The following is a 25,227-nucleotide window of genomic DNA, read 5'->3' as shown; positions in this document are numbered from 1 at the left end:
TTACCATATGGGGATGCAGGAAATAAAGATCATCAGAAAAACCTCATTTTTGGAGCGCATTTTGGCTACTCAGCTGATAGCCGCTTTGGCATTCTCGGGAATTGTGCCTGCTTATGCTGCCGCCCCTGTTGGAGATGTTTCGGTAGACGGTAATTCTGCAGCCATCCAAAATATTGGCAGGGCCATGCAGTCTCCTGATGCCAAATCGTCCAAGCTGCCCGCTCGTAGCGCTCTACAAAGTCAGCCCAATATTATTTTGCCCGACATGGGAGATCCTGGTGGAGACTCTTTAAGCCGGATTGATGAGCGTAAATATGGCGAAATGATCATGCGTCAGATTCGTCCTGATCCCGATTTTTCTAATGATTTACCCATTTATGATTTCTTAAATCAAATGGAACGCCGCCTATTACAGGCTGCGAAAAGATTACAACTTGGTGGCGCTAATGAACAGGGTAGTGGCGCCTATAACTTTGAAGTATTTGCAGTTAAAGACAGTAGCATCAATGCGTTTGCCTTACCTGGCGGCTTTATTGGTTTTCATACGGGGTTGCTAGTCAGCGCAGAGACAGATTCAGAAGTGGCCTCAGTAATGGGCCATGAGACTGGGCACGTATTACAGCGTCATCTCGCTCGTCAGATGGATAAGCAATCTACTAACACCATGATTGCAATTGCAGGTATGGTGCTTGGTGCACTTGCAATGTCGCGCAACCCTTCAGCTGCTGCGGGCTTAATGCAAGGTGGTCAGGCAGTCGCCATTGATAATCAACTTTCCTATTCAAGGGATGCTGAACGTGAGGCTGATCGCGTTGGCTTTCAGATTTTGGATGCTAGTGGATATGATGTTAATGGCGCCCCTGGATTTTTCCAGCGCCTACAAAGGGCTACAAGTGTTATGGATAAAGGGGTCCCCGCTTATGTCAGGACTCACCCCTTAACCACTGATCGTATTGCTGATATGCAAGATAGAGCAAGAAGAGTTGATGCACGCAATGTTCCAACATCAGTCGAGTTTTATTTCATCAAGGCTAGAGCGCGTATGGAGCAGTCAGGAACTTCAAGCGGTTTATACGATCTTAAAAATACTTTTGAAAGCTTGAGTAAGCAGCCTCAGGCAGGAAAACAAATGGAGGGCTTTTATGGCTTAGCTCTCATTGCGCAACGGCAAGGCAAAGTGGATCAAGCTGAAATGTATTTGCAGCTAGCCCGTAATTTAGCGCAGGCTGCTAGCGCTCCAGGTTCGCCGATTCAGAGGCAAAGTTTGTCTTTAGATATCACGGCATCCGAGTTAGCTCTGGCTAAAGGCAGGGGAGAAGAGGCCTTACAGATTGCGCAAGCGACTTTTCGTGCTTACCCTCAGTCATATGCTGCTGGTGCTGCAATGATCAATGCGGATTTGGCGCTTGGCCGTACCAATGATGCGATTACTTGGCTTAAATCTCGAACTCGCTTGCAGCCTAATGAAATTGTCTGGTGGAGTTTGTTATCAAAAGCATATGATCAGGCTAAGAATGTATCCATGCGTCATTACGCTCTCGGTGAAAAGTATGCTCTTGAAGGTGCGTGGCCATCAGCAATTGAGCAATTAAAGATTGCCCGTTCTGCCGGTGGCTCCGATTACTATCAGGGCTCTAGTATTGATGCGCGTTTGCGCGAGATGCAAAGACAGTATCAGGATGAGCTCAAAGAGCAAGGAAAGCTGCCGAGTTAAGAGCCAACGTTCTCGCTCGGTTTAGCAACAAAATTAAAGCGTGCAGCGAGCTCTTCTGAGAGAATGGGATCTAGAGGTAATTGTTTACCTTGCCAAATCCAGGATCCGCCAAAACTACAAGCTTCTTCATGAAGCTTTGCTAATTGGGAAAAATGATCTAAGTCATGATCATGCAAAAGCGCTACGGTCTGGAAATCTTCTTTAGAAGATTGAACTTGATTTACTATTCCGACAATATAAATATTGCCGTTTTCATCGCTTAAGGCGCTACTTGGTTTGATTGGGTTTTTGCATTGAGTAAGAAGTTCTGAGCCATTTTCGCTTGGGGTTATACGCGCTATCCAAGGGGTGATGTCGAGTGTAATGAAGACACGCTGTGGGCCGTTCTGGAAAAAGTATCTTCCTAAAGTATCGTAGGCGTAGTTTCTGGAGATAAATTCATTTAATGCTGTATGGGTAATTATTTGGCCAGGTAATTTATTTTGCTGGGAGAATTCATCGCGCATGCGCCATTGCCCACGTCGATCTAAAGCAAGCCAACCAAAGCAATCTGGCACATTGGGCCACTTGATGAGCGACCGTAATACTTGCTCATCCATATTGATATTTAATGCAGACCGTGGGGTGTAGAGGGAGCATCAAAGGTTTCTTCGGTAGAGCGGCTTGCATGCAGATGCGCTATCCGCCAGCCCTGACTATCCTGTAATAAGACCAGGGTGATATTTAAGAAAAATTCAGCCTCTACTTGATCAGGTCTTAGATGTACTGCTTCCGTAGTGTCATAAATAGCGGCCCCTAGGATGGAGTGACTAATGCAAGCAACGGGCTCAAGGAACAAGGGTTGTTTAGATAACAACCTCTCTAAGCCTTTACGAATTTCAGCATGCCCACTGAGGCGATGACCTTCAGGTAGAACACAGGTAATGGAGTCGTCATCAAGCCAGATATCGAGAGCACTCTTAACATCACGATGGCGCAGTGCATCTCGCCAAGCATCTACGACTTCATCAGCATTTTGAAAGAGTCTTGCAAGTTTGGTCATGACTTACCGTTTCCGAGTAATTATTTCAATGTATTGAGTGTAGCCAATACTTGTTCCGGCAGGATGTCTTTTAGGCATCGTAGGTGACCCAAAGGGCACACTCTTTTGTGGCATGGGCTACAGGACATATTTAGCCAAATAATCTTAGCTTTATCAGACAAGGGCGGTGTATGGGCGGGGTCGCTAGAGCCAAAGATGGCAACTTGGGGGGTCTTTAGGGCTGCCGCAACATGCATCAGCCCTGAATCGTTGCTGATGACTGCTTTACTCATTCCAATTAAGGCAATCGCTTCATCTAATGAAGTGTTGCCACACCAGTTGTGAATGTTGCTGACTTGTTTTGCTAGGGAGCTAATTTCTTCGCCAAGAGCATGATCGCTTTTGCTGCCGAGCAGAATGATCTGGTTACTGAGATTTTGTGCGATGAGATTTTGTGCGAGTACTGCAAAGTGCTCAGTAGGCCAGCGTTTGGTGGGCCCGTATTCCGCGCCCGGGCACATCACATAGATCAAGTCTCGATTGATATTGGCACTTTGTAATTTGTTTTGTACAGATTGCTTTGCTGCGGGGGATACATTGAGCTTCGGAACGCTTGGGTCAAGCGGAAGAGACTCATCATCCTCCAGAAGTTGACTCAGGGCTAAGTAGTGCTCAACCATTGGCGGGCGATTAATTTTTCTTGGATTATCCAAAGATAAATTCATCAGACCAAAACGTAACTCGCCGCGGTAGCCTATCCGAAAAGGTATATTCGCTAGCCACGGAATGAGGGCAGACTTGAAGCTATTAGGCAATACAAAACAAACTTGATAATGCTTGGCTTCAATCACTTTGGCTAATTGCTTTCGTAGGCCCCATTGCAACTTCTTGTGCTCAAAATTTGCTTCAATGACTTCGTGCACTTCAGTGCAGGCACGATAGATTGGCGCCACCCAATTGCTTGCAAGAACATCAATTTTAGAATCTGGATAGAGTGCCTTGAGATTGGCTAGTAAAGGCTGTGTTGTTACGGCATCCCCAATCCAGTTTGGGGCAATGATCAGAATACTTTGCATGTGTTGTATCCCGAGTCAGCACCCCATGGCGGGGCACTGATATCGCTTAATGTCCGTGTGGCTCGGTACCAGGAATGAGTTTGTAGTCAGCGCCACAGTATGGACACTTTGCTTCCCCGGTTTTCGTGATGTCCAAGAAAACCCGTGGATGAGAGTTCCAGGCTGGAGTTTGGTTGGTTGGGCAATGCAATGGCAGGTCCTTGCCATCCACCATAACCACTTGAGCTTGAGTCATGTTTCTATTCCTAATTACTTGACGTAGGTGAGCCAAGATTTGTATTTATCGCTTCTACCGTATACCGCATCAAAATAAGTCTTCTGAATTTTTTCGGTAATTGGCCCGCGCTTGCCATCACCAATAGTGCGGTCATCAAGCTCGCGGATCGGAGTAACTTCAGCAGCTGTACCGGTGAAGAAGGCTTCATCTGCAGAGTAAATCTCATCACGAGTAATCCGTTTTTCGCGCAACTCAAGACCGAGGTCTTTCACGATATCGATAATTGAATCACGTGTAATGCCGTCTAGGCATGATGCTAAATCTGGCGTGTAAACAATGCCATCGCTCACCATAAAAATATTTTCGCCAGAACCTTCAGAAACATAGCCTTCGGTATCTAACAACAAAGCTTCGTCATATCCATTGGCGGTGACTTCTTGATTTGCCAAAATAGAGTTAATGTAATAGCCGGATGCTTTGGCGCGAACGAGTGAGGAGTTCACAAAATGGCGGGTAAATGAAGAGGTCTTTACCCGAATCCCTTTATTAAGGCCATCTTCACCTAAATAAGCACCCCATTCCCAGGCGGCAATTGCGGTGTGGATCGTATTTCCTTTGGGGGAAATGCCGAGCTTTTGGGATCCAATAAAGATAATAGGGCGAATGTAGCAAGATTCCAGCTTGTTGCTATTCACCACATCAATAATTGCCTTGCTAATCACTTCTGGGCTATAGGGCATGTTCATTTGGAAAATCTTGGTGCCATTAAAGAGGCGCTTTACGTGCTCTGGTAGGCGGAAAATGGCCGTGCCTTGGGGGGTTTTATAGGCGCGGATGCCCTCGAATACCCCCATGCCGTAGTGCAGACTATGGGTTAGGACGTGAATATTGGCCTCACGCCAGGGAATCAGCTTCCCATCGGACCAAATAAAGCCATCGCGGTCGGACATCGACATTTTCTCTACCTTTTTGTATCTGGTTAATCGGGGCGCCGAGGGAGGGTTGGTGGCCCTAGACCCAAAATGCGTCCAAGCACCCTATTGTAGAGCAGGCAGGGCGGTATGTTGGCTTAGATCCTTTGGGGTAGTTGGGCTAGACGATTTAGAATGGAGCAATCCCCACAAACCACCTTATTTGCCCAATCTCATGCCGGAATCCTTATTTAAAGTTAAACGTTTAAGTGAATTAGCTCAAACAGGTCAATTAAAGGGAAAGCGGGTTTTTATCCGTGCCGATCTCAATGTGCCTCAGGATGAAGCGGGCAATATTACTGAAGACACTCGGATTCGGGCCTCTATGCCGGCAGTGCAGATGTGTTTGGATGCTGGTGCTGCCGTGATGGTCACCTCTCACTTGGGCCGCCCCACCGAAGGCCAATTTAAATCCGAAGATAGCTTGGCCCCTGTAGCAGATCGCATTGCCACTTTGTTACATCGCAAAGTTCCGCTCATTAGCGATTGGGTGGATGGTGGCTTTGAAGTAAATCCAGGCGAAGTAGTTCTCTTAGAAAACTGCCGCTTAAATGTGGGCGAGAAAAAGAACAATGATGAGCTGGCCAAAAAGATTGCCGCTCTATGTGATATTTACGTAAATGACGCATTTGGTACTGCTCATCGTGCTGAGGCAACGACTTATGGTGTTGCTAAGTTTGCACCAGTTGCTTGTGCCGGCCCATTAATGGCGGCCGAGTTAGACGCATTAAGTCGCGCATTGGCAAGTCCAAAGCGCCCGCTTGTAGCAATCGTTGCGGGCTCTAAAGTCTCCTCCAAGCTCACAATCCTCAAAGCACTTTCCGAAAAAGTGGATGAATTAATTGTTGGCGGTGGTATTGCGAATACCTTCATGCTTGCTAAAGGCTTGCCTATTGGTAAATCGCTTGCAGAACCCGACTTGGTCAATGAGGCTCGAGAGATTATGGATCTCATGGAAAAGCGCGGCGCACACGTCCCCATTCCTGAGGATGTTGTAGTTGCTAACGAACTCTCTCCTTTGGCTCGTGCGAATAGAGTGTCTGCAGATCAAGTGGCGGAAGATGACATGATTTTGGATATTGGCCCTAAGACTGCGGCGCGTCTTTCCATCATGCTGGCACACGCCGGCACCATTGTTTGGAATGGCCCATTAGGTGTATTCGAAATTGATCAATTTGGCGGCGGCACAAAAATGCTAGCTGCAGCAATTGCGCACTCACCAGCATTCTCGATTGCTGGGGGTGGCGATACATTGGCTGCAATTGCAAAATACGGTATTGAAAATCAAGTGGATTACATCTCAACTGGTGGTGGTGCTTTCTTGGAATTTCTCGAGGGTAAAACTTTGCCAGCCTTTGCAGTACTTGCTGAAAGAGCGAAAGACTAAATATGCTTCGAGCCACAAAAATCATTGCAACTCTAGGGCCATCCTCAGAAAAACCTGAGGTATTGCGAGACATGATTCGCGCAGGTGTCGATGTAGTACGCATGAACTTCTCACACGGGACCGTGGCAGATCACAAAGCACGTCATGATTTAGTGAGAAGTATTTCTGCTGAAGCGGGCAAGGAAGTTGGCATCATGGCCGACCTGCAGGGCCCTAAAATTCGTGTGGGTAAATTTGCAGATGGCAAGATTCTTCTCAAAGAGGGCGAGAAGTTTATTTTGGATGTTGCTTGTGAGCTTGGCGATCAAGGTCGCGTAGGACTCGATTACAAGGAGCTACCCAGTGACGTGAAGCCTGGAGATCGCCTCCTGTTAAATGATGGTCTCGTTGTTCTCCGTGTTGAGAGCGTTAAGGGCGGAGAAATTTATACGCTCGTAGAACAGGGTGGCCCGCTTTCGAATAACAAGGGTATTAATCGCGCTGGTGGTGGTTTGACTGCGCCAGCGCTCACTGAAAAAGATATCTCCGATTTGGATGCTGCAATTGCTATGGGCGTTGATTTCTTGGCGATTAGCTTTCCAAAAGATGGCGCTGATATGGCATATGCCCGCAAGTTGGCTGATGCTGCTAGTGCTAAATACGGCGTTGGCAAGGTGAGAACGATTGCTAAGGTAGAGCGTGCTGAAGCTATTGAACCTGAGGCGCTCAAAAGTATTATTGCGGAGAGTGATGGCATCATGGTTGCCCGCGGCGATCTCGCTATTGAAGTGGGTAATGCTGCAGTACCAGCGTTACAAAAGCGCATGATTGCTTGGGCACGTGAGGCAGATAAATTTACGATTACTGCAACGCAAATGATGGAGTCCATGATTAATGCTCCAGTGCCAACGCGTGCCGAAGTCAGTGATGTAGCGAATGCCGTATTGGACGGTACTGATGCTGTCATGCTTTCAGCTGAGTCTGCTGCCGGCTCTTATCCCGTGCAAACAATTAAAGCGATGGCGGAGATTTGTGTCGAAGCGGAAAAATCAGACCCTGTGAAATTAGATACGGATTTCTTGGATCAAACATTTACCCGTATTGATCAAACCATTGCTTTGGGCGCTTTGTTTACTGCTCATCATTTAAACGCAAATGCGATTGCAGCGCTGACCGATTCTGGCTCTACAGCAATATGGATGAGCCGTCATAACATTCATGTCCCCATCTTTGCTTTAACTTCAAAGATTGCAACCCAAAGAGCATTGAGCACTTATCGCAATGTGACGCCAATTGGTCTGGATTACACCAAGGATCGTGATACCGCTTTGCAAGAAGTTGAGGCTTGCTTAAAAAAAGCAGGTGCCGTTAAAAAGGGCGATACAGTGGTGCTGACCTCAGGAGAGCCAATGGGTGAACCTGGCGGTACTAATACCCTCAAAATTATTCATGTGAAGTAATTCACATTTTATTAAATTCAATTATTAACACTTTATAAATTAAGAGAACATCATGGCTTTAGTATCTTTACGACAACTCTTGGATCATGCTGCTGAAAACGGTTATGGTCTCCCAGCATTTAACGTTAACAACCTAGAGCAAGTCACTGCGATTATGGAAGCGGCTAGTGAAGCTGATTCCCCGGTCATCATGCAGGCCTCTGCGGGTGCGCGTAAGTATGCTGGCGAAGCATTCCTGCGCCACTTGATCTCTGCTGCTGTCGAGGCATATCCTCATATTCCCGTTGTGATGCATCAAGACCATGGTCAAAGTCCAGCAGTCTGTATGGCAGCAATTAAGAGTGGTTTTACTAGCGTAATGATGGATGGTTCGCTTGAGGCTGACGGTAAAACAGTTGCTAGCTATGAGTACAACATTGATGTTTCCAAGGAAGTCGTGAAGTTTTCCCACTCTATTGGAGTTACTGTGGAGGCAGAACTTGGTGTGCTGGGTTCTTTAGAGACCATGAAAGGCGATAAGGAAGACGGTCATGGGGCTGACGGTACGATGACACGTGAGCAGTTATTGACCGATGTCGAGCAAGCTGCTGACTTTGTAAAAGCCACACAATGCGATGCCTTGGCAATTGCGATTGGTACAAGTCACGGCGCATATAAGTTCACAAAAAAACCGACTGGCGATATTTTGGCAATTGACCGTATTAAAGAAATTCATGCGCGTATTCCGAATACGCACCTAGTGATGCATGGTTCATCCAGTGTTCCACAAGAGTTGCTTGCTGAAATTCGTGAGTTTGGTGGGGATATGAAAGAAACCTACGGCGTGCCTGTTGAAGAGATTCAGGAGGGTATCAAGAATGGTGTCCGTAAGATCAATATTGATACCGATATTCGTTTAGCAATGACTGGTGCTATTCGCCGTTATTTATTTGAGAACCCAAGCAAATTTGATCCGCGTGATTATTTGAAGCCAGCACGTGAAGCTGCCAAGAAGGTTTGTATTGCGCGCTTTCAAGCTTTCGGATCTGCTGGAAAAGCATCCAAAATCACACCTATTCCCTTGGAAAAAATGGCTGAACTCTATAAGAGCGGCAAGCTAACTCAGATCGTGAAGTGAATTAAAAATGCCAGCTTTGTACGCCACCACCATTCAGTCTTTACCTTTGCTGTCTAAGGGTAAGGTACGTGATGTCTACGCCTTGGGCGATGACAAGCTATTAATGATCACTACTGATCGTTTATCCGCATTTGATGTAGTGATGGGTGAGCCGATCCCAGAGAAGGGCATTGTATTAAATCAGATGGCTAATTTTTGGTTTGATAAATTGGCCGCAGTTATTCCAAATCACTTGACTGGAATTGATCCAACTACGGTAGTGAGTCCTGATGAAGTTGCCCAGGTGAAAGGTCGCGCAGTGGTCGCAAAACGCTTAAAGCCAATTTTGGTAGAAGCAGTTGTGCGCGGCTATCTCGCTGGAAGCGGTTGGAATGACTACAAAGAGACTGGGAAAGTTTGTGGCATTACATTGCCTGCTGGTCTAGAGAATGCCCAAAAATTACCTGAGCCGATTTTTACACCGGCTGCTAAAGCAGAGCTTGGTCAGCATGACGAAAACATTTCTTTTGCGAAAGTGGTTGAGCTCATTGGTGAAAAATTAGCCAATCAAATTCGTGAAGTCAGCATTCGACTTTATAAAGCTGCCTCAGAATATGCTGTAACACGCGGAATCATCATTGCTGATACCAAGTTTGAGTTTGGCTTAGACGAATCTGGCCAATTGGTTCTAATGGATGAAATCCTCACGGCGGATTCCTCTCGCTTCTGGCCAGCGGAAACCTACTATGTGGGCTCAAACCCACCTTCTTATGACAAACAATTTGTGCGTGATTGGCTGGAAACTGCTGCGGTAAATGGTAAGCCTTGGCCTAAAACTGCGCCAGCACCTCAATTGCCCGCTGACGTGATTGAAAAGACAGCAGAAAAGTACCGCGAAGCCCTGAATCGTTTAACTCGGGGATAATAGGGTCTCTTGAGAAATATTTAGGGCATTTGGAGAAGTAAATGAGCAAGAAGCCAGTAGTCGGAATAGTGATGGGTTCCAATTCAGATTGGGATACGATGCAGCACGCCGCCCAGATGCTGGAGCAATTTGGTATTGCACACGAGGCTAAAGTACTGTCTGCTCATCGCATGCCTGATGATATGTTTCAATATGCAGAAAGTGCCCAAGCCAATGGCTTGCAAGCCATTATTGCGGGCGCAGGTGGCGCTGCTCACTTGCCAGGCATGCTTGCCTCTAAAACCATTGTCCCCATTTATGGCGTTCCTGTTGCAAGTAAGTACTTGCGCGGTGAAGATTCTCTGTACTCCATTGTTCAAATGCCCAAGGGTATTCCGGTGGCTACTTTTGCCATCGGTGAAGCTGGCGCAGCCAATGCTGCCTTGCATGTTATTGCGGGCCTTGCATTACATGATCCAGACCTTGCTAAGCGTCTCGCAGAGTTTCGTGCAAAGCAATCAGATACTGCACGCTCCATGAATTTGCCTGGATATTAATTACATGGCGGATCGTATGGGGCCCATTTTGCCGGGTTCATATTTGGGAATATTGGGCGGTGGTCAGCTGGGGCGTATGTTTACCCAGGCTGCCCAAGCGATGGGATATAAAGTTTGTGTTTTAGATCCCGGCTCTGATAGCCCTGCTGGTTCTGTTGCAGAAAAATTTATTCAAGCCGATTACACCGACTCTGCTGCCTTAAAAGAAATGGCAGCCTTGTGCGCATCTGTTAGCACTGAGTTTGAGAACGTTCCCGCTCAGGCTTTAGATGAACTGGAGTCCTTGGGTGTTTTTGTGGCCCCACGAAGTAGCTGCGTATCGTTAGCGCAAAACCGTATTGCTGAGAAAAAATTCTTGGCCGCCTGGAAGTCAGAAACCAATATTGGCCCAGCGCCTCATTGCATTATTGAGCATGCTGCAGACATTACTCATACTCCAGCCGACCTCCTTCCTGGAATTTTAAAAACCGCTCGGATGGGTTATGACGGTAAAGGTCAAGAAACTGTTCATACTCTAGAAGAATTGACTGCTGCCTGGAATGATTTTGGGCGCGTGCCATGTGTGCTCGAAAAGCGTATGGAGCTCGATTTTGAGGTTTCTGCTTTAGTCGTGCGCGGATATGATGATGTGGTTGTAGCTTATCCTGTGTCCCAAAACATTCATCGCGATGGGATTTTGCATACTTCCACCGTACCAGCCCCATCACTGAAGCCTGCACAAGAAAAGAAAATTATTGAAGCGGCAAAAGCACTCATACGTAAGATTGAGTATGTCGGAGTTCTCTGCGTTGAGTTTTTTGTACTCAAGAATGGCGATATCGTTGCCAACGAAATCGCACCTCGTCCACATAACTCTGGTCACTACACCATGGATGCTTGTGTGACTAGTCAATTTGAGCAACAGGTAAGGGCAATGGCTCGTCTCCCTCTAGGCGATACCCGCCAACTTGCTCCGGTCTCTATGTTGAATTTACTAGGGGATCTTTGGTTTGAGGGAGGCGAAGAAAAAGCAAAAGAACCTGCCTGGAATAAAGTGCTTGCCCATCCTGATGCAAAGTTGCACCTCTATGGTAAATCTGCTCCACGCATAGGTAGAAAGATGGGCCACATTAATTGTCTAGGCGAGGCGCTAAATGAAGCTCGTCAAAATTGTGCTGCCGTAGCTATTGAATTAGGCATTGAGCCCTAAAAATGTTCGCTGATAGTACCCCACTGCAATCTTCTGCGGTGATCAACGAGGCGGTCCAGACCTTACGCGATGGTGGTTTAGTCGCTTTTCCAACGGAGACTGTATATGGCCTTGGTGCAGATGCCAAGAATCCCGAGGCCATCAAAAAAGTCTTTAGCACTAAAGGCCGACCTACTAGTCATCCCTTGATTGTGCATCTAGCAGCACCTGATAAATTTGATCAGACTCAAGTGGATTGGGTATCAGTGCTGGCGCCGTGGGTAAGGGATCTATCCGAAGATGCGCTAACACTGGTGAATACTTTTTGGCCCGGCCCTCTCACTTTGGTCTTTAAAAAAGACAAGAGTGTTCTGAATGAATTAACCGGTGGTCAGGATACGGTAGCCATACGCGCGCCTGCGCATCCGATTGCTCAAGAGTTATTGCGAAAGTTCAAAGGTGGCGTAGTTGCTCCATCTGCTAATCGTTTTGGCAAAGTATCTCCTACTAGTGCAGCTGACGTCCGAAATGAATTTGAAGGCATTCTGGATTTGATGATCTTAGATGGCGGCAATTGTGAAGTCGGTATTGAATCAACCATTATTGATATGTCCTCCGGCGATAAAGCTGTTTTACTCCGTCCTGGTGTAATTACGCCAAAAGAAATTTTTGCGATGACTGGAGTTAAGGTCTATCAAGATGGCGGGGTAAAGCGCGAGGGCGATGATGTCAATTTAGCAGACCTCTCACCAAGAGTCTCTGGAAGTCTCAAGGCCCATTACGCTCCAACCACACCCTTGCGCTTGTATGCTCCAGGTCGAGTATTGGATGCCTTAAGTGAATTTCCGGATACAAAATCTCGTGTTGCAGTAGTGGTGTGGGATTCAGAATCCTCTTTAGTTTTAGAGGACCATCCCTCAATTGATGCTGAAGAAGTAGTGATATCGAGCGATGCCACTACTTTTGCTAGTCGCCTATATCGTTCATTACGGGATTTGGATCAACAGGGCTGGGATCTCATCTTATTCCCAGAGCCGCCATCTGGTGAGGAATGGGATGGCGTCAGAGATCGGCTTCAGCGTGCGTGTTTTGGTTCTGGGCCATCTTCCATTAGCCACGACAGTAATTGATCGTGTGCCTCTAAGCCTCTCCAAGCATTTGGATGGTTGATGAATGAGCTCACTGCATACATCTTTCCCGATTTGCTGATCACATAGCCAGAGATGGCGCGTACATCCACCAATGAACCGGTTTTCATTCTGACTTCTGGCTTTTTCTTGAGATGGAGAAATTTACGCAACTGAGCCATGAGGCGATTTTTCATCGTGCCATCGGTACCAGCTATCGGCAGACTGTTATAAAAAATATTCCCTACTGGCAGATTGCGCGCAGTGAACAAGAGTTGGTTCATTTGTTCTGTTGAGATGGCTTCATTGCGAGATAGGCCCGAACCGTTTTCAATGACGAGACCAGGAAAATCTAAGCCATTTTGCTTAAGCCAACTCTGAATGACTAACTCACCATTAGAGGTCGTAGCCGGCTTCCCCATTTTTTCTAGCGCTAAGGTCAAAAGAACTTGGCGTGCCATGACATTATTTGAATACTTATTGATATCTAACACATCATCAGCGAGGTTGATGCCTTCAAACTGCAGAAGTAACCTTGCTGCAAGAGGTACATTGCCATTTTTTCCGACGGGAGGATTCCGCCATGTGCCACCGGATAACTCCCAGGCCGCGGCAAAGCCTTGTGTAAGAAAAGTATTGGCATCTAGCGCAACGACGTTGTAGTTTACGTCTCTGCAAGTATTTGGAAAGGCTCCTGAAAACTGTGCCACTACCAATTGATCTGTTTTGTTTGAGGCCTCAGGATCTAAGTTGAAGAGGATATTGCTTTTCCAGTTATCACAGGCTCGATCCACTAGCTGCATTTGATTGTCAACCTTCAGTCGCGATAGTGCTGGCGTATAGCTGATATCGATAAAGTCAGCTGTGCGAGATTTGCTTAACTGAAATGAGAGTGTTCTGAACGCATAGAGCAGTGGATCAGGCGGAACGTTATATGCGCGCAGGGCTTCGCCGTCGATCGTGTTGTGCTCCATCACGCTAGGCGCATAGGCGCTTCGATCAAAGAATAAATTGCCATCTATCTTTTGAATTCCAAGGGCTTGGAGGGATTTCATTAGTTTGGCCAGCTCTTCTGGGATCAACTTCGGATCACCTGTACCTTGTAGATATAAATTCCCTTTCAGAGTTCCCTGGCGAATAACGCCATCAGTATAGATATTCGTTCGCCAACGATATTGCGGCCCTAGAATATCTAAGCCTGCAAGTGTTGTTAGGATCTTCATTGTTGAAGCCGGGTTCATGGCCTCAGCGGCGCGCCAACTCAGAATATCTTTAGATACATGCTTGCCAGGATAAGCTGGCTCGATCTCGATGACCGAGACACTCACAGCCTCAATGGGAATTTGATTTCGGTCTAAGCTGCTGGAAACTGACCGAGGCAGCGTCTTAATAACTTCCTTAGCTTCTGCGTCAATTGCAAAGAGAGGACCCCCAATCCAGAGGATTGCCAAAGCTACCGAGAGAGATCGATTCAAAAGATGCAGCATAGCCAATAGGATAAACCTAGGAGGTCTGAAGGCAAAGCCATGCCTTCAATTAATGCTTGGCATGCTTTGCTTTATAACGCTCGATAATCTGATTTTGTTCTTCTAGTAACTGGATGAATGATCTGATCCTATCGGTTAAGGGTCCCTTTGCCTCTAATAATTCACAGCACTCTACAAAACGCCTGGCATTTAAGAGCTGGGCCCCACCCTTCACCTTGTGAATCATGTGTGCCAGAACATCTTCATCTAGCTTTTCTGTTTTCAGTGTAATAAGACTATTGTCATGAACCTTTTTAATTTCATCTAGTATGACCAAAATATGGCTTGGACTTTGTTTTAAGAGCTTGGAGAAAATATCAAAGGAATACTCTTCTGAAGTATTCCCCGCCTCTTTTTGCCCTGTGATTTTTTGAGAGGTGAAATAGCGGCTTAGCTCATTTTCTAAGGTCATAAGACTCACAGGTTTAATCAGAACGCCATTCATACCAGCGGCAAGAAATTGATGCCTAGAGTCTAAAGCGTAGATATCTGCAGTAACACCAATGATGACTATTTCACGATGACCTAAAGAGCGTAGGCGTTTTGCTAACTCTGAACCCTGCATCCCCGGAATGGACTGGTCCGTGAGAAGAAGGTCAAAATACTGTTGAGATATCAATTCAAGAGCTTCGTTTGCATTTTCACAAATACTGACTTCAATACCCAAGGCTTGCAATTGCAAAGAAATAATCTGTCGACTTGCAGGATGATCTTCAACTACTAATGCTTGAAGTGGGCTATTTTGACCCTGAGGGCATTTGGATACCAGTTTGCGCGAGATCGTAGTTTGGTCTGCAGAGGCATTCCTAGATGCGGCAATGCTAGTCCGTGGGAAGGCGACGCAAAAATGTATATTGCTGCCAAAGCCAGGGGTACTTTCAAAGTAGAGCTGGCTGTTCATAGAGTTAACTAAATGATTGGTAATGGTTAGGCCAAGCCCGGTACCATTTTGCTGATCTGTTTTACCTGGGACTTGTTCGAAAGCTTGTAGCGCTAGCTTGATATCTTCGGTATCCATGCCAATTCCAGTATCGATGACTCTAAATTCAACTAACTGGCCCGCGTGATCATCTGCTAGCACGTTGATAGAAAAGTAGATTTCACCTCTATCGGTAAATTTAATGGCATTACTTAGAAGATTTTGCAGAATTTGACGGAGCCGTAAAGTATCGATCATTAAGACGGTAGCAATACGTGGATCTTTAGATGTATGCAAGATCAGGCCCTGCTTCTTTGCCATCGCTGAAAATGTTGAATGAATACTGTCAACAAGAGTATTTAGACAACAAGGCTCTAAATTGAGAGTGAGCTTGCCCGCCTCAATCTTTGAAAGGTCCAATACCTGATTAAGTATGCCCAGCAAAGACTCGGCCGATGAATGGGCGCTCTTTAGTAATGTTTTTTCATTATCAGGAAATTGCTTGCTTGTCAGAAGCAGCTCTTGCACCCCTAATATGGCATTCATCGGAGTCCGAATTTCATGACTCATCGTTGCAAGAAAGGCAGATTTGGCTGCATTCGCTTTTTCAGCCAACTCTTTAGAGGCAATAAGGGTTAAAGATATTTTCTCTTGGAGGGATTGTCTTTTTAGCTGGCGCCAAAATATGAAACTACCAAGTATTAAGAGTGCGAAACTTGATAGCCACGGAAGAACTTTCCAGTGGGGACTTCTTTTTGGGGCGGGGCTCAATTCTCCAAGAGCAAATAGATGGCGTGATTCAATGGGGTCTAAACTATTTAAAAATTGACTTAATAGGCTATGCAAAGCACCATCTTGATTTGAAATTAGCCAGCGATATGCAAAGGGCTCTCGGCTGTATAGGCCATCAAGTTGTAGCTCTGGCGCATCAAGTCTATTGACTAGCTGATGGGCCAGTCGAATAGGCAAGACTAAGGCTTCAATATCATTTTTGAGTAGGTCGACAATGAGCTTCCCAGAATTGGTGGAGATATGGGTTTGAGGGTGCTCGGGTATGGGTGGATTCTCATATCCACGATCAAAGTAAGCAATATTGGCAGGGGAAATACCTTCAATGCTTTTAGAGTTTCTTGTCAGGATGGCGTCATGCCCCCAAAAGATCGCCTTAGACAGAGATCCAAATTTGAGGTATCCATTATTAAGAGCTGGCGGATCGATCATAAAATCGACCTCCCCATTGACTAGCTGCTGTAATCCTTCTTGATCTGTCTTTCTCCATTTGGGTAAAAATTCTTGACCAGTAAATTCCCCCAGTTGTTTCAGGAGTGCATAAAAGACACCAGCCTGCTTGCCGCCAATTTCTTCTTGTAAATAGGGCTCATATTTTTCATGAATACTGAAGTGCACTATGGGGTGGGCATCGATCCATTGCTGTTCTGCCGAATTCATTGGGTTGGCGTATGTCATCCCACTTACACCATGAAATAATGGGTAAAACAGTAGTGATGTGCAGACGATGAATCGATGCATACCGTTTAGCTTTCGATGATTTTATTCATCCGACAAAATAAGATTAAGTCAGCAATATTGTTGATGCCAAGCTTGTCAAATACCCTAGTCTTATAAGTTGCTACAGTCTTATTGCTGATATGCAGCATGTCTGAAATTTGCTGATTAGTATTTCCTTTTCCTAGATACTTCATAACCTGTAATTCGCGATCAGAAATCAGCGCTAACTTATCGTTGTCACTTAATGAGCTATTACCGTTTTTTCCGTGAGTGAAAAAGTTATAACCTTGTGAAATAGCAACACAGGCTGCTAGGATGACATCAGCCCCCGCAGTTTTATTGACAAAACCATGCCCACCTAGCGATCTAACTCTGCCACCATAGACTGCTTCATCCATGCTAGATAAGACTAGAACTCGGACATCGGGGTACATGAGGCCTATTCGTCGAATGACATCAAAGCCATCAGTCTTAGGCATATCCAGATCCAGAATCACCATATTGGGATTAACCTCCTTAATAGATCGGAGGCACTCCTCGCCATTTTGGGCTTGTCCTACTATTTCAAATAACAGCTGGTCTTGCAACATACTTTTGAGAGCCATCAGCATAGCTGGATGATCATCTACCAACATCACGCGTTTTCTCATTACTTGTCTCCATTTTGGTTTGGTTGTGGATGAGGGTGCAGCGAAAAAATGGCTTTAGCGATTCGGCTGTCATTAATCTGGAGCATCTGATGGCGACTTAGTGGCGACATCATTAAGCCGCCATAGCAATGATCGGCTTGTAAGATAGCTGCATTTTCTAAGTCTTTGACAAGGCCTACATTGCTTGCATAAACTTTTGTGGTCGAATAGGGCGAATGTCTGAGTTGCTTAATTACACCTGTAGACAATGTTGCATTACGAAGCTGACTCATATCAATATGAATTCCATCAACCTCTATTTCTGAGGTTAAGTGCAATTGTTCGACACTCCCCGAGAAGTTCATCAAGTGCAACAAGACGCCTAGCCTGCGCATTCGTAATAAACCTTCCTTAAATGCATCAGTAACATTGGATTCTGGAAGCGCGGGAATACCCAGTGCAATAAGACCTACTGGCAGACGTGAGTTCAGAATCAGATCGCTTAATGCATCTATGTAGCCGCTTGAGGCAATCGCATGTGTGGGCACTGGCAAAATGCCAGGAATGAAACGCCCACTGCGATACCAGTAGGAAATCGTATCGAGGCCTTCCATGAATAAACGCAGTAATTGCATATCTGAGGCTGTTAATAGTGGTCTAAATAATGAGCCGCTCAGTTTTGTTCCCTTGCAGTTAAAAATAGGTTCATGGCTAATCGCTTGTCGCTTGGACCAGGATTGGTGTTCTTCTAGTGCTTGGCTGCTAATGCCAAGCCAGGGCGCGCCACAGGCGTCGCGGACTTCTTGGAAGGGTTTGTTCTTCCATGCCTTTACAAGCGTGTACAGCCGGGATTTCGGGCTCATCAGCAATCTCCAATCGGTGACTGTCCAGTCTAGGCAGGACGGATTGGAGCGGTAAGGGCTTAAGGCTGATTTATCTGTAGGAATTACCCTACCAACCTGTCCATATTATAAATAGAGCCGAAATTTGCCCGAATTTATGGTCTTCCTCTTGAAATCCTGGGAATCGCACCTATATAATCAGCACTCCCTACACACGAGTGCTAAAAATAGCTGATTTTTAAGTAAATCACCTTTGCAGTTCGTGTGAAGAGATTATAAGCAATTGATTTATATATAGATATTTAATTAGTTAACACTTACTAACATAGGAGAAGAGATGAATTTGCGTCCCTTACATGATCGCGTAATCATCAAGCGTTTAGATCAAGAATCAAAAACTGCTTCCGGAATCATCATTCCTGACGCTGCTGCAGAAAAGCCTGATCAAGGCGAAGTTTTGGCAGTGGGTCCAGGTAAACGCGATGACAGCGGTAAATTAAATGCACCCGACGTCAAAGTAGGCGATCGCGTGTTGTTTGGTAAATACGCAGGTCAAACAGTTAAGGTCGACGGCGATGAGCTTCTCGTAATGCGCGAAGAAGACATCATGGCTGTTGTACAGAAGTAATTTCGGTATTTAAGAGAGGAATTCAATCATGGCAGCAAAAGACGTTGTATTTGGAGATAGCGCCCGTACCAAAATGGTAGAAGGCGTCAACATTCTCGCAAACGCAGTAAAAACAACCCTGGGACCAAAAGGACGCAACGTTGTTATGGAGCGTTCATTTGGCGGTCCTACGATTACTAAAGATGGCGTATCTGTAGCAAAAGAAATCGAGCTCAAAGATAAGTTGCAAAACATGGGTGCGCAGATGGTTAAGGAAGTTGCTTCCAAAACTGCTGACATCGCTGGTGACGGTACAACTACCGCTACTGTCTTGGCCCAGTCCATCGTACGCGAAGGTATGAAATACGTTGTTTCAGGCCATAACCCAATGGACCTCAAGCGCGGTATTGATAAAGCAGTAACTGCCGCTCTTGAAGAACTCAAGAAAATTAGCAAGCCTTGCACAACTACTAAAGAAATCGCTCAAGTTGGCTCTATTTCAGCTAACAGTGATCACAGCATTGGTCAGCGCATTGCTGAAGCAATGGAAAAAGTAGGTAAAGAAGGCGTGATTACCGTTGAAGATGGCAAGTCTTTAGAGGACGAACTTGAAGTAGTAGAAGGTATGCAGTTTGATCGTGGCTACCTCTCCCCATACTTCATCAATCAGCCTGAAAAGCAGGTTGCCGTATTGGAATCACCATACGTTCTCTTGTTCGACAAAAAAGTAAGCAACATCCGTGACTTGCTCCCAGTACTCGAGCAAGTAGCCAAATCTGGCCGTCCATTGCTCATCATTGCGGAAGATGTTGAAGGTGAAGCTTTGGCAACTTTGGTGGTGAATAATATTCGCGGCATTATCAAGACCTGTGCTGTTAAGGCTCCTGGCTTTGGAGATCGCCGGAAAGCAATGCTGGAAGATATCGCGATTTTGACTGGTGGCACCGTCATTGCGGAAGAAATTGGCCTCACGCTCGAGAAAACAACTCTTGAGCACTTAGGTCAAGCTAAGCGAATTGAAATTGGCAAAGAAAACACCATCATTATTGACGGTGCTGGTGATGCTAAAGCGATCGAGGCTCGCGTGAAGAATATTCGCGTGCAGATTGATGAAGCTACTAGCGACTACGACAAAGAAAAATTGCAAGAGCGCGTTGCCAAGTTGGCAGGCGGTGTTGCAGTGATTCGTGTTGGAGCTGCTACTGAAGTGGAGATGAAAGAAAAGAAAGCCCGTGTTGATGATGCATTGCATGCAACCCGTGCGGCCGTGGAAGAAGGTATTGTTCCTGGCGGTGGCGTGGCTTTGATTCGTGCAATGCAGGGTATCAAAGGTCTAAAAGGTGATAACGCTGATCAGGACGCTGGTATCAGCATCGTATTGCGTGCTATGGAGGAGCCACTCCGCATCATCGTATCGAACGCTGGTGATGAGGCAAGTGTAGTTGTCAATGCAGTATTGGCCAGCAAGGGCAACAACGGTTACAACGCAGCCACTGGCGAATACGGTGATCTCGTAGCTCAAGGTGTGATTGACCCAACTAAAGTAACTAAAACTGCTTTGGTAAATGCAGCTTCTGTTGCAGCCCTGTTGTTGACAACTGATTGCGCTATCTGCGAAGCGCCAAAAGATGAATCTGCTGGCGGCGGCATGCCTGATATGGGCGGTATGGGTGGTATGGGTGGCATGATGTAACTCGCCACACCAGCTAGTCAGCTGTAGAAAAAAGCGCCTGGTTCAAAAGACCGGGCGTTTTGCTTTAGTAAGTTCCAAGAATTGATTTAAAAATCGTTTAGCATTGCATCATGAATCCCCAAGTCGCTTATTTACTCAATTTATCCATTCAGAATATTCAATCCAATCAATTGAATGAGGCGGAAAATTACTTGCTGCATGCCTTGAAAATTGAGCCAAAAAATGCTGATGCACTATGTTTTTTGAGTGTGATAGCTGCCTATAGGGCCGACTACACAGCAGCCTTGAAGTTGATAAATAAATCGATTGATGCATTTGCTCCCAATGCAGTTGCTCATAGCAATAAGGGAAATATTCTTAAGGAGCTTGGGTATCATGCCGAAGCTTTAATGAGTTTTGACAGGGCAATTTCTTTAGAGCCAAACTATGCGGAGGCTTATAGCAATAAAGGTAATGCTTTGCAGGAATTGGGGAGATATCAAGATGCGATTGCAGTTTATGACAAGGCAATTTCTTTAGAGCCAAACTATGCGGAGGCTTATAGCAATAAAGGTAATGCTTTGCAGGAATTAGGGCGATTTGATGAGGCTATGTTATGGTATCAACAATCCCTATCAATCAATGCTGGATCTCCCTCTACCTGGAACAATGTGGGGGTGGCGCACCGTAGACTCAAAAATTATCAGCAGGCCTTTGAGTGCCAAGAAAGAGCATTGCAAATATCACCTGAATATGCAGATGCTTGGTGCAATAGGGGATCAACGGCCTACGCGTTGTTTGATTATGTGGCTGCAGTCAAATATTTTGATAAAGCACTCTCATTAAAGCCCGATTATGCTGGTGCTTATGCAGACAAAGGAAATGTTCTTGAGAGATTGGGTCAGTATGAGGAGGCATTATTTTGCTTTCAGAAAGCACATGCATTAAAGCCTAGTCTAGAGTATTTGCCAGGTTCTATTCTCTACACCAAGTTAAAAATGGCCCTTTGGGATGGTCTGGATAAAGATTACGAGAACGTTATTCGGGGTCTGGATAAGAATGAAAAAAGCACACTTGTATTCCCGGTTTTATCTTTTAGCAATTCACCTGAAATAAATCATCAGGCCGCGCAAGCATTTATAAATGCGCAGCATTTGCCTAAGGTCATCCTTCAGCCGTTAGAAAAAAAGACTCATCAGAAAATTCGTATTGGGTATTTTTCTGCTGATTTTAGAGATCACCCTGTTTCTCTGCTAACTGCTGAACTTTTTGAACTCCATGACCGGGAGAAATTTGAGATCTATGCGTTTTCCTTAAGAAGCGCGATAAAGGGCGATAAGGTTGAGCTACGCTTGCGCAAAGCTTTCGATCATTTTTTAGATCTCGAGGGTAAAACTGATGTTCAGGTTGCCCAAATTGCGAGGGACTGTGAGATTGATATTGCCGTAGATTTAGGTGGGCATACAGAGCTTAGCCCTATCGGAGTTTTTTCTTACCGAGCAGCCCCAATTCAAGTGGGCTACCTTGGTTTTGCTGGCTCAACGGGTGCTAGTTATATGGATTACATTGTTGCGGATAAAACAATTATTCCTGAGTCGAGTCGTATGCATTACACCGAGAAAGTGGTGTATTTACCCAATACATTTATGGTTGATGACTCAAAAAGAGTGCCATCTTCGAGGCCCATCACACGAACTGAGTATGGCCTACCTGACGATCATTTTATTTTTTGTTGTTTCAATAATAGTTACAAGTTCAATAAAAAAATTCTTGAGAGTTGGACAAGAGTCTTATTAAAGGTAGATAAGAGTATTTTTTGGATTTCTGAGAATACCGCTCTTTTCAGAGAAAATATTCTCAAAGAGTTTAAAAAATTAGGCGTTGGTCCTGAGAGAATTATTTTCTCCCAAAGAGTGGATTCAATGGAAGATCATTTAGCTAGATACGCCCTTGCAGATTTATTTTTAGATACCAATCCTTACAATGCCCATACCACAGCAGTAGATGCACTCAAGGCCGGACTACCCTTGGTTACCTGTCTTGGAGAGACTTTCCCGGGCAGGGTGGCCGGTAGTTTGCTGCGATCTGTAGGCATACCAGAGTTGGTTACTCAAAATATGGGTGAGTACGAGCGTTTAGCTATTGAGCTTGCTACACACACGGAAAAATTACGAGATATAAGAATAAGGTTAATAAAAAATAGATTCACCACTCCCCTCTTTGATACTCAGCTGTATGCAAAAAATATTGAGTCTGCTTATTTGGAGATGTATAAGAGATATCTAAATGCTGAGCCAGTAGACCACCTTTTTGTTTGAGAGACTGAATCATATGAATCCGCAAGTAGGCTTCCTTTTAAATAAAGCCTTAGACGCTCTCAGAAACTTAAATGTAGATTCAGCAGCGTTGTATTTAAATCAAGCGATTAAATTTAACCCCAAAGATCCCCATATATTGAGGTTATTAGGAGTTGTGGCTATAAAAAAGGGACAACATAAGCAGGCGATTGACTATTTAAATACATCCCTAAGGGTGCTACCTAAAAATCCACTAACTAAATGCAACTTGGGAAGTGCGTTATTTGAATTGAAACAATACGAATCTGCATTAGAGGCGTTTGATCAATCTATTAAGTTAGACCCAAAATACGATGAGGCTTGGCTGAACAAGGGAAATATTCTTTTCGAGCTAAAGCGTTTTGTTGAGGCTCTAACCCATTACGAACATGCTGCTTCTCTGAAGCCAAATTATGCTGATGCCTGGTCTAACAGGGGCAATGCATTGAGGATGCTTGATCGCCATGAAGAGGCTATTAATAGCTACCATCAGGCCTTAATTCTTAATCCAAATGATCACATTACCTGGAATAACAAGGGCTTTGCTTTAAATCAATTGAGATATTTTGATGAGGCTCTAGCTGATTACGATAAAGCTATTGGACTAAATCCGGGGCATTATGAGGCCTTCCTCAATAAATCCCTAACCCTTTTGCTGCAAGGCGATTTTGAACGTGGTCTACCCTTATATGAAAGTCGATGGAGTTCAGATTCAGTGAGCAAAGTCATAGGAAATCGTCGCTTCGATAAACCTTGTTGGGCTGGCACTGAGTCACTCAAAGATAAATCCATCTTACTTTATGGTGAACAAGGGTTGGGTGATTTTATTCAGTTTTGTCGGTACGCAAAATTAGTTTCAGAATTAGGTGCGCGCGTTATCTTGGAGGTGCCTGATCCTCTTGTTACCCTCCTATCTGACTTGGATGGCGTTTCGCAGCTAGTCATCAAGGAGCAAGAGCTTCCATCATTTGATTTCCAGTGCCCTCTTCTCAGTCTGCCTTTGGCATTTAAAACTAATCTAAGCAACATCCCATCTGCACAGAAGTATTTATCTGGCAATTTTGCGGCGGTAACTGAATGGGAAGCAAGATTAGGTCAAAAGACTAAACCGAGAATAGGTTTGGTATGGAGCGGCAATCCAGATCACAAGAATGACTACAACCGCAGCTTGGCATTAAAAGACTTGCTCCCTTACCTGCCAGAACACTATGAGTACATTAGTCTTCAAAAAGAGGTTCGCGAAGCGGATCAATTGACTCTTGAGTTAAATACAAGGATCCGAAACTTTTCGCAATATCTTAAGAGCTTTGGTGATAGTGCCGCCCTGATAGAGTGCTTAGATCTCGTTATTAGTGTTGATACAAGTGTGGCGCATTTAAGTGGCGCCTTAGGTAAAAAAACCTGGGTGCTACTACCTTTCGTCCCAGATTGGAGGTGGCTCTTAGATAGATCCGATACCCCTTGGTACCCCTCAATAAGCTTGTATAGGCAGGAGAAAATTGGTGACTGGGCAGGGGTGTTGGAAAAAATTCAGATTGATGTGGGTTTACTTTAAGCGCTCATCAGGAATTAGGTTATTTTCCCATGACACTCTTTATAACGCTTGCCAATTCCACAGGGGCATGGGTCAAGTCTGCCAACGCGATTCGATTTAACTTCTTGTCTAACTGGTGGCAACTTCAATAAACTTAAAAATTCATCTTTATATTTTGACTCAGAAGCTAGTTTTTTAAGATGATTATTTGATAGCCAATGCTTGCCGTGAAATCCAAAACTAGAGTTTAGATTGGCATTTAAGCCTGGTACAACTGACTCGATAGAAAATTGACTGGCCAAGTCAATTGGAGCAAATTTGACGCCAGCTTTAACCATTTCTTCGTAGAAGTAGTGGCAAATAACTACATCCTCAGACTTAATTGGCAGATTTAATTCATCAAATTTAATTTGAGAGCAAACCTCAAGAAGTTTTTTACTTCTCAGGGAGAATCCCCCGTTGCCAACCCTGTTTCTATTAAATTCAAACCCTCGAGAAGCATTGCTTTGCCTTACGATTGGGAGCCAGGGGGCGCCAATGTAGTCATAATCTAAAAATCCATCGCTCCACAGCTGCGGATTGATCACGAAACCATCTGCCTGAATTATTAAACAAAAGTCGGTATCAACATATTGATTTAGATCCTCAATCATAAATTTGCTGTAACCAAGAAAATTTATCGGCGGTATTACAATGTGCTCCATTGAAGTTGGTAAATTTTCTGGCCTCTTAGGCGCTAGGATTTTTACCGAGCCGAAGTTGCAAAACTCATTTGAGATCATGAGTGCATTTTTTGCCAAATCCACTTCTACTGAAGTAACAGTCAGAAGGGTTACATCATCGAGATTTTGCATCTTGCTCATGGGCTGTTGATTGGGTTATTTGCTAAGACGATTATTAAAAATTTGATTTTTGTTTGCCGAAGATTGGTGCTGCGAGTCATCCTGGATTATGATTAATCATATTCTTTATATAG

General features: G+C 45.0%; 22 protein-coding genes. 12 read left to right on the top strand and 10 right to left on the bottom strand.

All coding sequences use genetic code 11. The annotated features are described in order from the left end of the window. Nucleotides 1-13 precede the first annotated feature (13 nt). Entirely contained in the window at nt 14-1,714 is a 1,701-nt protein-coding gene (locus C2740_RS07980; RefSeq protein ID WP_215293017.1) for a M48 family metalloprotease, read from the top strand. Here the strand turns inward: C2740_RS07980 and C2740_RS07975 are convergent. From C2740_RS07975 to C2740_RS07955, 5 genes are read right to left on the bottom strand one after another with little or no spacing between them, the layout of a single operon-like run. Next, nucleotides 1,711-2,313 carry a DUF2946 family protein gene (locus C2740_RS07975; protein WP_215293015.1) on the bottom strand — a complete coding sequence of 201 codons (603 nt, stop codon included), beginning with the start codon at nt 2,311-2,313 and terminating at the stop codon, nt 1,711-1,713. The genes C2740_RS07980 and C2740_RS07975 overlap by 4 nt on opposite strands. 8 nt (nt 2,314-2,321) lie before the next feature. Beyond that, nucleotides 2,322-2,756, bottom strand: coding sequence for a nuclear transport factor 2 family protein (locus tag C2740_RS07970; RefSeq protein WP_215293013.1), 435 nt, complete (start codon nt 2,754-2,756; stop codon nt 2,322-2,324). 20 nt (nt 2,757-2,776) lie between these two features. After that, nucleotides 2,777-3,811 (bottom strand): lipopolysaccharide heptosyltransferase II, encoded by a 1,035-nt coding sequence (gene waaF / locus C2740_RS07965; protein WP_215293011.1) that lies wholly within the window; start codon nt 3,809-3,811, stop codon nt 2,777-2,779. A 46-nt stretch (nt 3,812-3,857) separates the two neighbouring features. Continuing rightward, nucleotides 3,858-4,046 (bottom strand): zinc-finger domain-containing protein, encoded by a 189-nt coding sequence (locus C2740_RS07960; protein ID WP_215293009.1) that lies wholly within the window; start codon nt 4,044-4,046, stop codon nt 3,858-3,860. 14 nt (nt 4,047-4,060) lie between these two features. Continuing rightward, nucleotides 4,061-4,984 (bottom strand): branched-chain amino acid transaminase, encoded by a 924-nt coding sequence (locus tag C2740_RS07955; protein ID WP_215293007.1) that lies wholly within the window; start codon nt 4,982-4,984, stop codon nt 4,061-4,063. 190 nt (nt 4,985-5,174) lie between these two features. Here C2740_RS07955 and C2740_RS07950 point away from each other — a divergent pair, with 190 nt between their 5' ends. From C2740_RS07950 to C2740_RS07920, 7 genes are read left to right on the top strand one after another with little or no spacing between them, the layout of a single operon-like run. Then, entirely contained in the window at nt 5,175-6,386 is a 1,212-nt protein-coding gene (locus C2740_RS07950) for a phosphoglycerate kinase (protein WP_215293005.1), read from the top strand. Between the two features lie 2 nt (nt 6,387-6,388). Then, complete coding sequence (pyk, locus tag C2740_RS07945; protein ID WP_215293003.1) at nt 6,389-7,825, top strand: pyruvate kinase; 1,437 nt, start codon at nt 6,389-6,391, stop codon at nt 7,823-7,825. Between the two features lie 52 nt (nt 7,826-7,877). After that, nucleotides 7,878-8,942 carry a class II fructose-bisphosphate aldolase gene (gene fba / locus C2740_RS07940; RefSeq protein ID WP_215293001.1) on the top strand — a complete coding sequence of 355 codons (1,065 nt, stop codon included), beginning with the start codon at nt 7,878-7,880 and terminating at the stop codon, nt 8,940-8,942. A gap of 7 nt (nt 8,943-8,949) precedes the next feature. After that, entirely contained in the window at nt 8,950-9,846 is an 897-nt protein-coding gene (locus C2740_RS07935; RefSeq protein WP_215292999.1) for a phosphoribosylaminoimidazolesuccinocarboxamide synthase, read from the top strand. 41 nt (nt 9,847-9,887) lie between these two features. Next, on the top strand, nt 9,888-10,382 hold the full coding sequence (purE, locus tag C2740_RS07930; protein ID WP_215292997.1) for a 5-(carboxyamino)imidazole ribonucleotide mutase: 495 nt from the start codon (nt 9,888-9,890) through the stop codon (nt 10,380-10,382). Nucleotides 10,383-10,386: 4 nt separating this feature from the next. Next, nucleotides 10,387-11,571: a 5-(carboxyamino)imidazole ribonucleotide synthase gene (locus tag C2740_RS07925; RefSeq protein ID WP_215292995.1), complete on the top strand. Its 1,185-nt coding sequence runs from the start codon at nt 10,387-10,389 to the stop codon at nt 11,569-11,571. 2 nt (nt 11,572-11,573) lie between these two features. Continuing rightward, nucleotides 11,574-12,680 carry an L-threonylcarbamoyladenylate synthase gene (locus C2740_RS07920; RefSeq protein WP_215292993.1) on the top strand — a complete coding sequence of 369 codons (1,107 nt, stop codon included), beginning with the start codon at nt 11,574-11,576 and terminating at the stop codon, nt 12,678-12,680. On the opposite strand, the gene dacB is transcribed toward C2740_RS07920, so the two are convergent. The 4 genes from dacB to C2740_RS07900 all read right to left on the bottom strand — a co-directional run bounded on the left by dacB (nt 12,626) and on the right by C2740_RS07900 (nt 18,123). Beyond that, a complete protein-coding gene (dacB, locus tag C2740_RS07915) occupies nt 12,626-14,164 on the bottom strand; it encodes a D-alanyl-D-alanine carboxypeptidase/D-alanyl-D-alanine-endopeptidase (protein WP_215292991.1) in 1,539 nt (512 codons plus the stop codon). The two genes, C2740_RS07920 and dacB, sit on opposite strands and share 55 nt — an antisense overlap. Nucleotides 14,165-14,213: 49 nt before the next feature. Next, complete coding sequence (locus C2740_RS07910) at nt 14,214-16,589, bottom strand: ATP-binding protein (RefSeq protein ID WP_251369626.1); 2,376 nt, start codon at nt 16,587-16,589, stop codon at nt 14,214-14,216. 68 nt (nt 16,590-16,657) lie between these two features. Then, nucleotides 16,658-17,281: a response regulator transcription factor gene (locus tag C2740_RS07905; protein ID WP_215292987.1), complete on the bottom strand. Its 624-nt coding sequence runs from the start codon at nt 17,279-17,281 to the stop codon at nt 16,658-16,660. Then, a complete protein-coding gene (locus C2740_RS07900; RefSeq protein ID WP_215292985.1) occupies nt 17,281-18,123 on the bottom strand; it encodes a diguanylate phosphodiesterase in 843 nt (280 codons plus the stop codon). The genes C2740_RS07905 and C2740_RS07900 overlap by 1 nt, the downstream gene beginning before the upstream one ends. Before the next feature lie 316 nt (nt 18,124-18,439). On the opposite strand from C2740_RS07900, the gene C2740_RS07895 reads away from it, so the two are divergent. From C2740_RS07895 to C2740_RS07880, 4 genes are all read left to right on the top strand, one after another. Beyond that, on the top strand, nt 18,440-18,730 hold the full coding sequence (locus C2740_RS07895; RefSeq protein WP_087909492.1) for a co-chaperone GroES: 291 nt from the start codon (nt 18,440-18,442) through the stop codon (nt 18,728-18,730). Nucleotides 18,731-18,758: 28 nt separating this feature from the next. Continuing rightward, a complete protein-coding gene (groL, locus tag C2740_RS07890; RefSeq protein ID WP_215292983.1) occupies nt 18,759-20,402 on the top strand; it encodes a chaperonin GroEL in 1,644 nt (547 codons plus the stop codon). 110 nt (nt 20,403-20,512) lie between these two features. Beyond that, nucleotides 20,513-22,699 carry a tetratricopeptide repeat protein gene (locus C2740_RS07885; RefSeq protein WP_215292981.1) on the top strand — a complete coding sequence of 729 codons (2,187 nt, stop codon included), beginning with the start codon at nt 20,513-20,515 and terminating at the stop codon, nt 22,697-22,699. A gap of 13 nt (nt 22,700-22,712) precedes the next feature. After that, a complete protein-coding gene (locus C2740_RS07880; protein WP_215292979.1) occupies nt 22,713-24,272 on the top strand; it encodes a tetratricopeptide repeat protein in 1,560 nt (519 codons plus the stop codon). A 14-nt stretch (nt 24,273-24,286) separates the two neighbouring features. On the opposite strand, the gene C2740_RS07875 is transcribed toward C2740_RS07880, so the two are convergent. Then, complete coding sequence (locus C2740_RS07875) at nt 24,287-25,105, bottom strand: DUF5672 family protein (protein ID WP_215292977.1); 819 nt, start codon at nt 25,103-25,105, stop codon at nt 24,287-24,289. Nucleotides 25,106-25,227 lie beyond the last annotated feature (122 nt).

It is taken from the genome of Polynucleobacter sp. MG-5-Ahmo-C2, from assembly GCF_018687735.1.
Classification (GTDB): Bacteria; Pseudomonadota; Gammaproteobacteria; order Burkholderiales; family Burkholderiaceae; genus Polynucleobacter.
The sequence above is the reverse complement of the archived record's forward strand: the minus strand, read 5'-3'. Positions and strand labels throughout refer to the sequence as shown.

Excerpts from the sequence above, each read along its gene's own strand:
- C2740_RS07980 (WP_215293017.1), top strand. The coding sequence starts at position 14 with ATGCAGGAAATAAAGATCATCAGAAAAACCTCATTTTTGGAGCGCATT.
- C2740_RS07960 (WP_215293009.1), bottom strand. The coding sequence starts at position 4,046 with ATGACTCAAGCTCAAGTGGTTATGGTGGATGGCAAGGACCTGCCATTG.
- pyk (WP_215293003.1), top strand. The coding sequence starts at position 6,389 with ATGCTTCGAGCCACAAAAATCATTGCAACTCTAGGGCCATCCTCAGAA.
- dacB (WP_215292991.1), bottom strand. The coding sequence starts at position 14,164 with ATGCTGCATCTTTTGAATCGATCTCTCTCGGTAGCTTTGGCAATCCTC.
- C2740_RS07910 (WP_251369626.1), bottom strand. The coding sequence starts at position 16,589 with ATGACATACGCCAACCCAATGAATTCGGCAGAACAGCAATGGATCGAT.
- C2740_RS07875 (WP_215292977.1), bottom strand. The coding sequence starts at position 25,105 with ATGCAAAATCTCGATGATGTAACCCTTCTGACTGTTACTTCAGTAGAA.
- C2740_RS07880 (WP_215292979.1), top strand. The coding sequence starts at position 22,713 with ATGAATCCGCAAGTAGGCTTCCTTTTAAATAAAGCCTTAGACGCTCTC.
- waaF (WP_215293011.1), bottom strand. The coding sequence starts at position 3,811 with ATGCAAAGTATTCTGATCATTGCCCCAAACTGGATTGGGGATGCCGTA.
- C2740_RS07920 (WP_215292993.1), top strand. The coding sequence starts at position 11,574 with ATGTTCGCTGATAGTACCCCACTGCAATCTTCTGCGGTGATCAACGAG.
- C2740_RS07955 (WP_215293007.1), bottom strand. The coding sequence starts at position 4,984 with ATGTCGATGTCCGACCGCGATGGCTTTATTTGGTCCGATGGGAAGCTG.
- C2740_RS07925 (WP_215292995.1), top strand. The coding sequence starts at position 10,387 with ATGGCGGATCGTATGGGGCCCATTTTGCCGGGTTCATATTTGGGAATA.
- C2740_RS07905 (WP_215292987.1), bottom strand. The coding sequence starts at position 17,281 with ATGAGAAAACGCGTGATGTTGGTAGATGATCATCCAGCTATGCTGATG.
- C2740_RS07895 (WP_087909492.1), top strand. The coding sequence starts at position 18,440 with ATGAATTTGCGTCCCTTACATGATCGCGTAATCATCAAGCGTTTAGAT.
- purE (WP_215292997.1), top strand. The coding sequence starts at position 9,888 with ATGAGCAAGAAGCCAGTAGTCGGAATAGTGATGGGTTCCAATTCAGAT.
- groL (WP_215292983.1), top strand. The coding sequence starts at position 18,759 with ATGGCAGCAAAAGACGTTGTATTTGGAGATAGCGCCCGTACCAAAATG.
- fba (WP_215293001.1), top strand. The coding sequence starts at position 7,878 with ATGGCTTTAGTATCTTTACGACAACTCTTGGATCATGCTGCTGAAAAC.
- C2740_RS07970 (WP_215293013.1), bottom strand. The coding sequence starts at position 2,756 with ATGACCAAACTTGCAAGACTCTTTCAAAATGCTGATGAAGTCGTAGAT.
- C2740_RS07900 (WP_215292985.1), bottom strand. The coding sequence starts at position 18,123 with ATGAGCCCGAAATCCCGGCTGTACACGCTTGTAAAGGCATGGAAGAAC.
- C2740_RS07885 (WP_215292981.1), top strand. The coding sequence starts at position 20,513 with ATGAATCCCCAAGTCGCTTATTTACTCAATTTATCCATTCAGAATATT.
- C2740_RS07950 (WP_215293005.1), top strand. The coding sequence starts at position 5,175 with ATGCCGGAATCCTTATTTAAAGTTAAACGTTTAAGTGAATTAGCTCAA.
- C2740_RS07975 (WP_215293015.1), bottom strand. The coding sequence starts at position 2,313 with ATGGATGAGCAAGTATTACGGTCGCTCATCAAGTGGCCCAATGTGCCA.
- C2740_RS07935 (WP_215292999.1), top strand. The coding sequence starts at position 8,950 with ATGCCAGCTTTGTACGCCACCACCATTCAGTCTTTACCTTTGCTGTCT.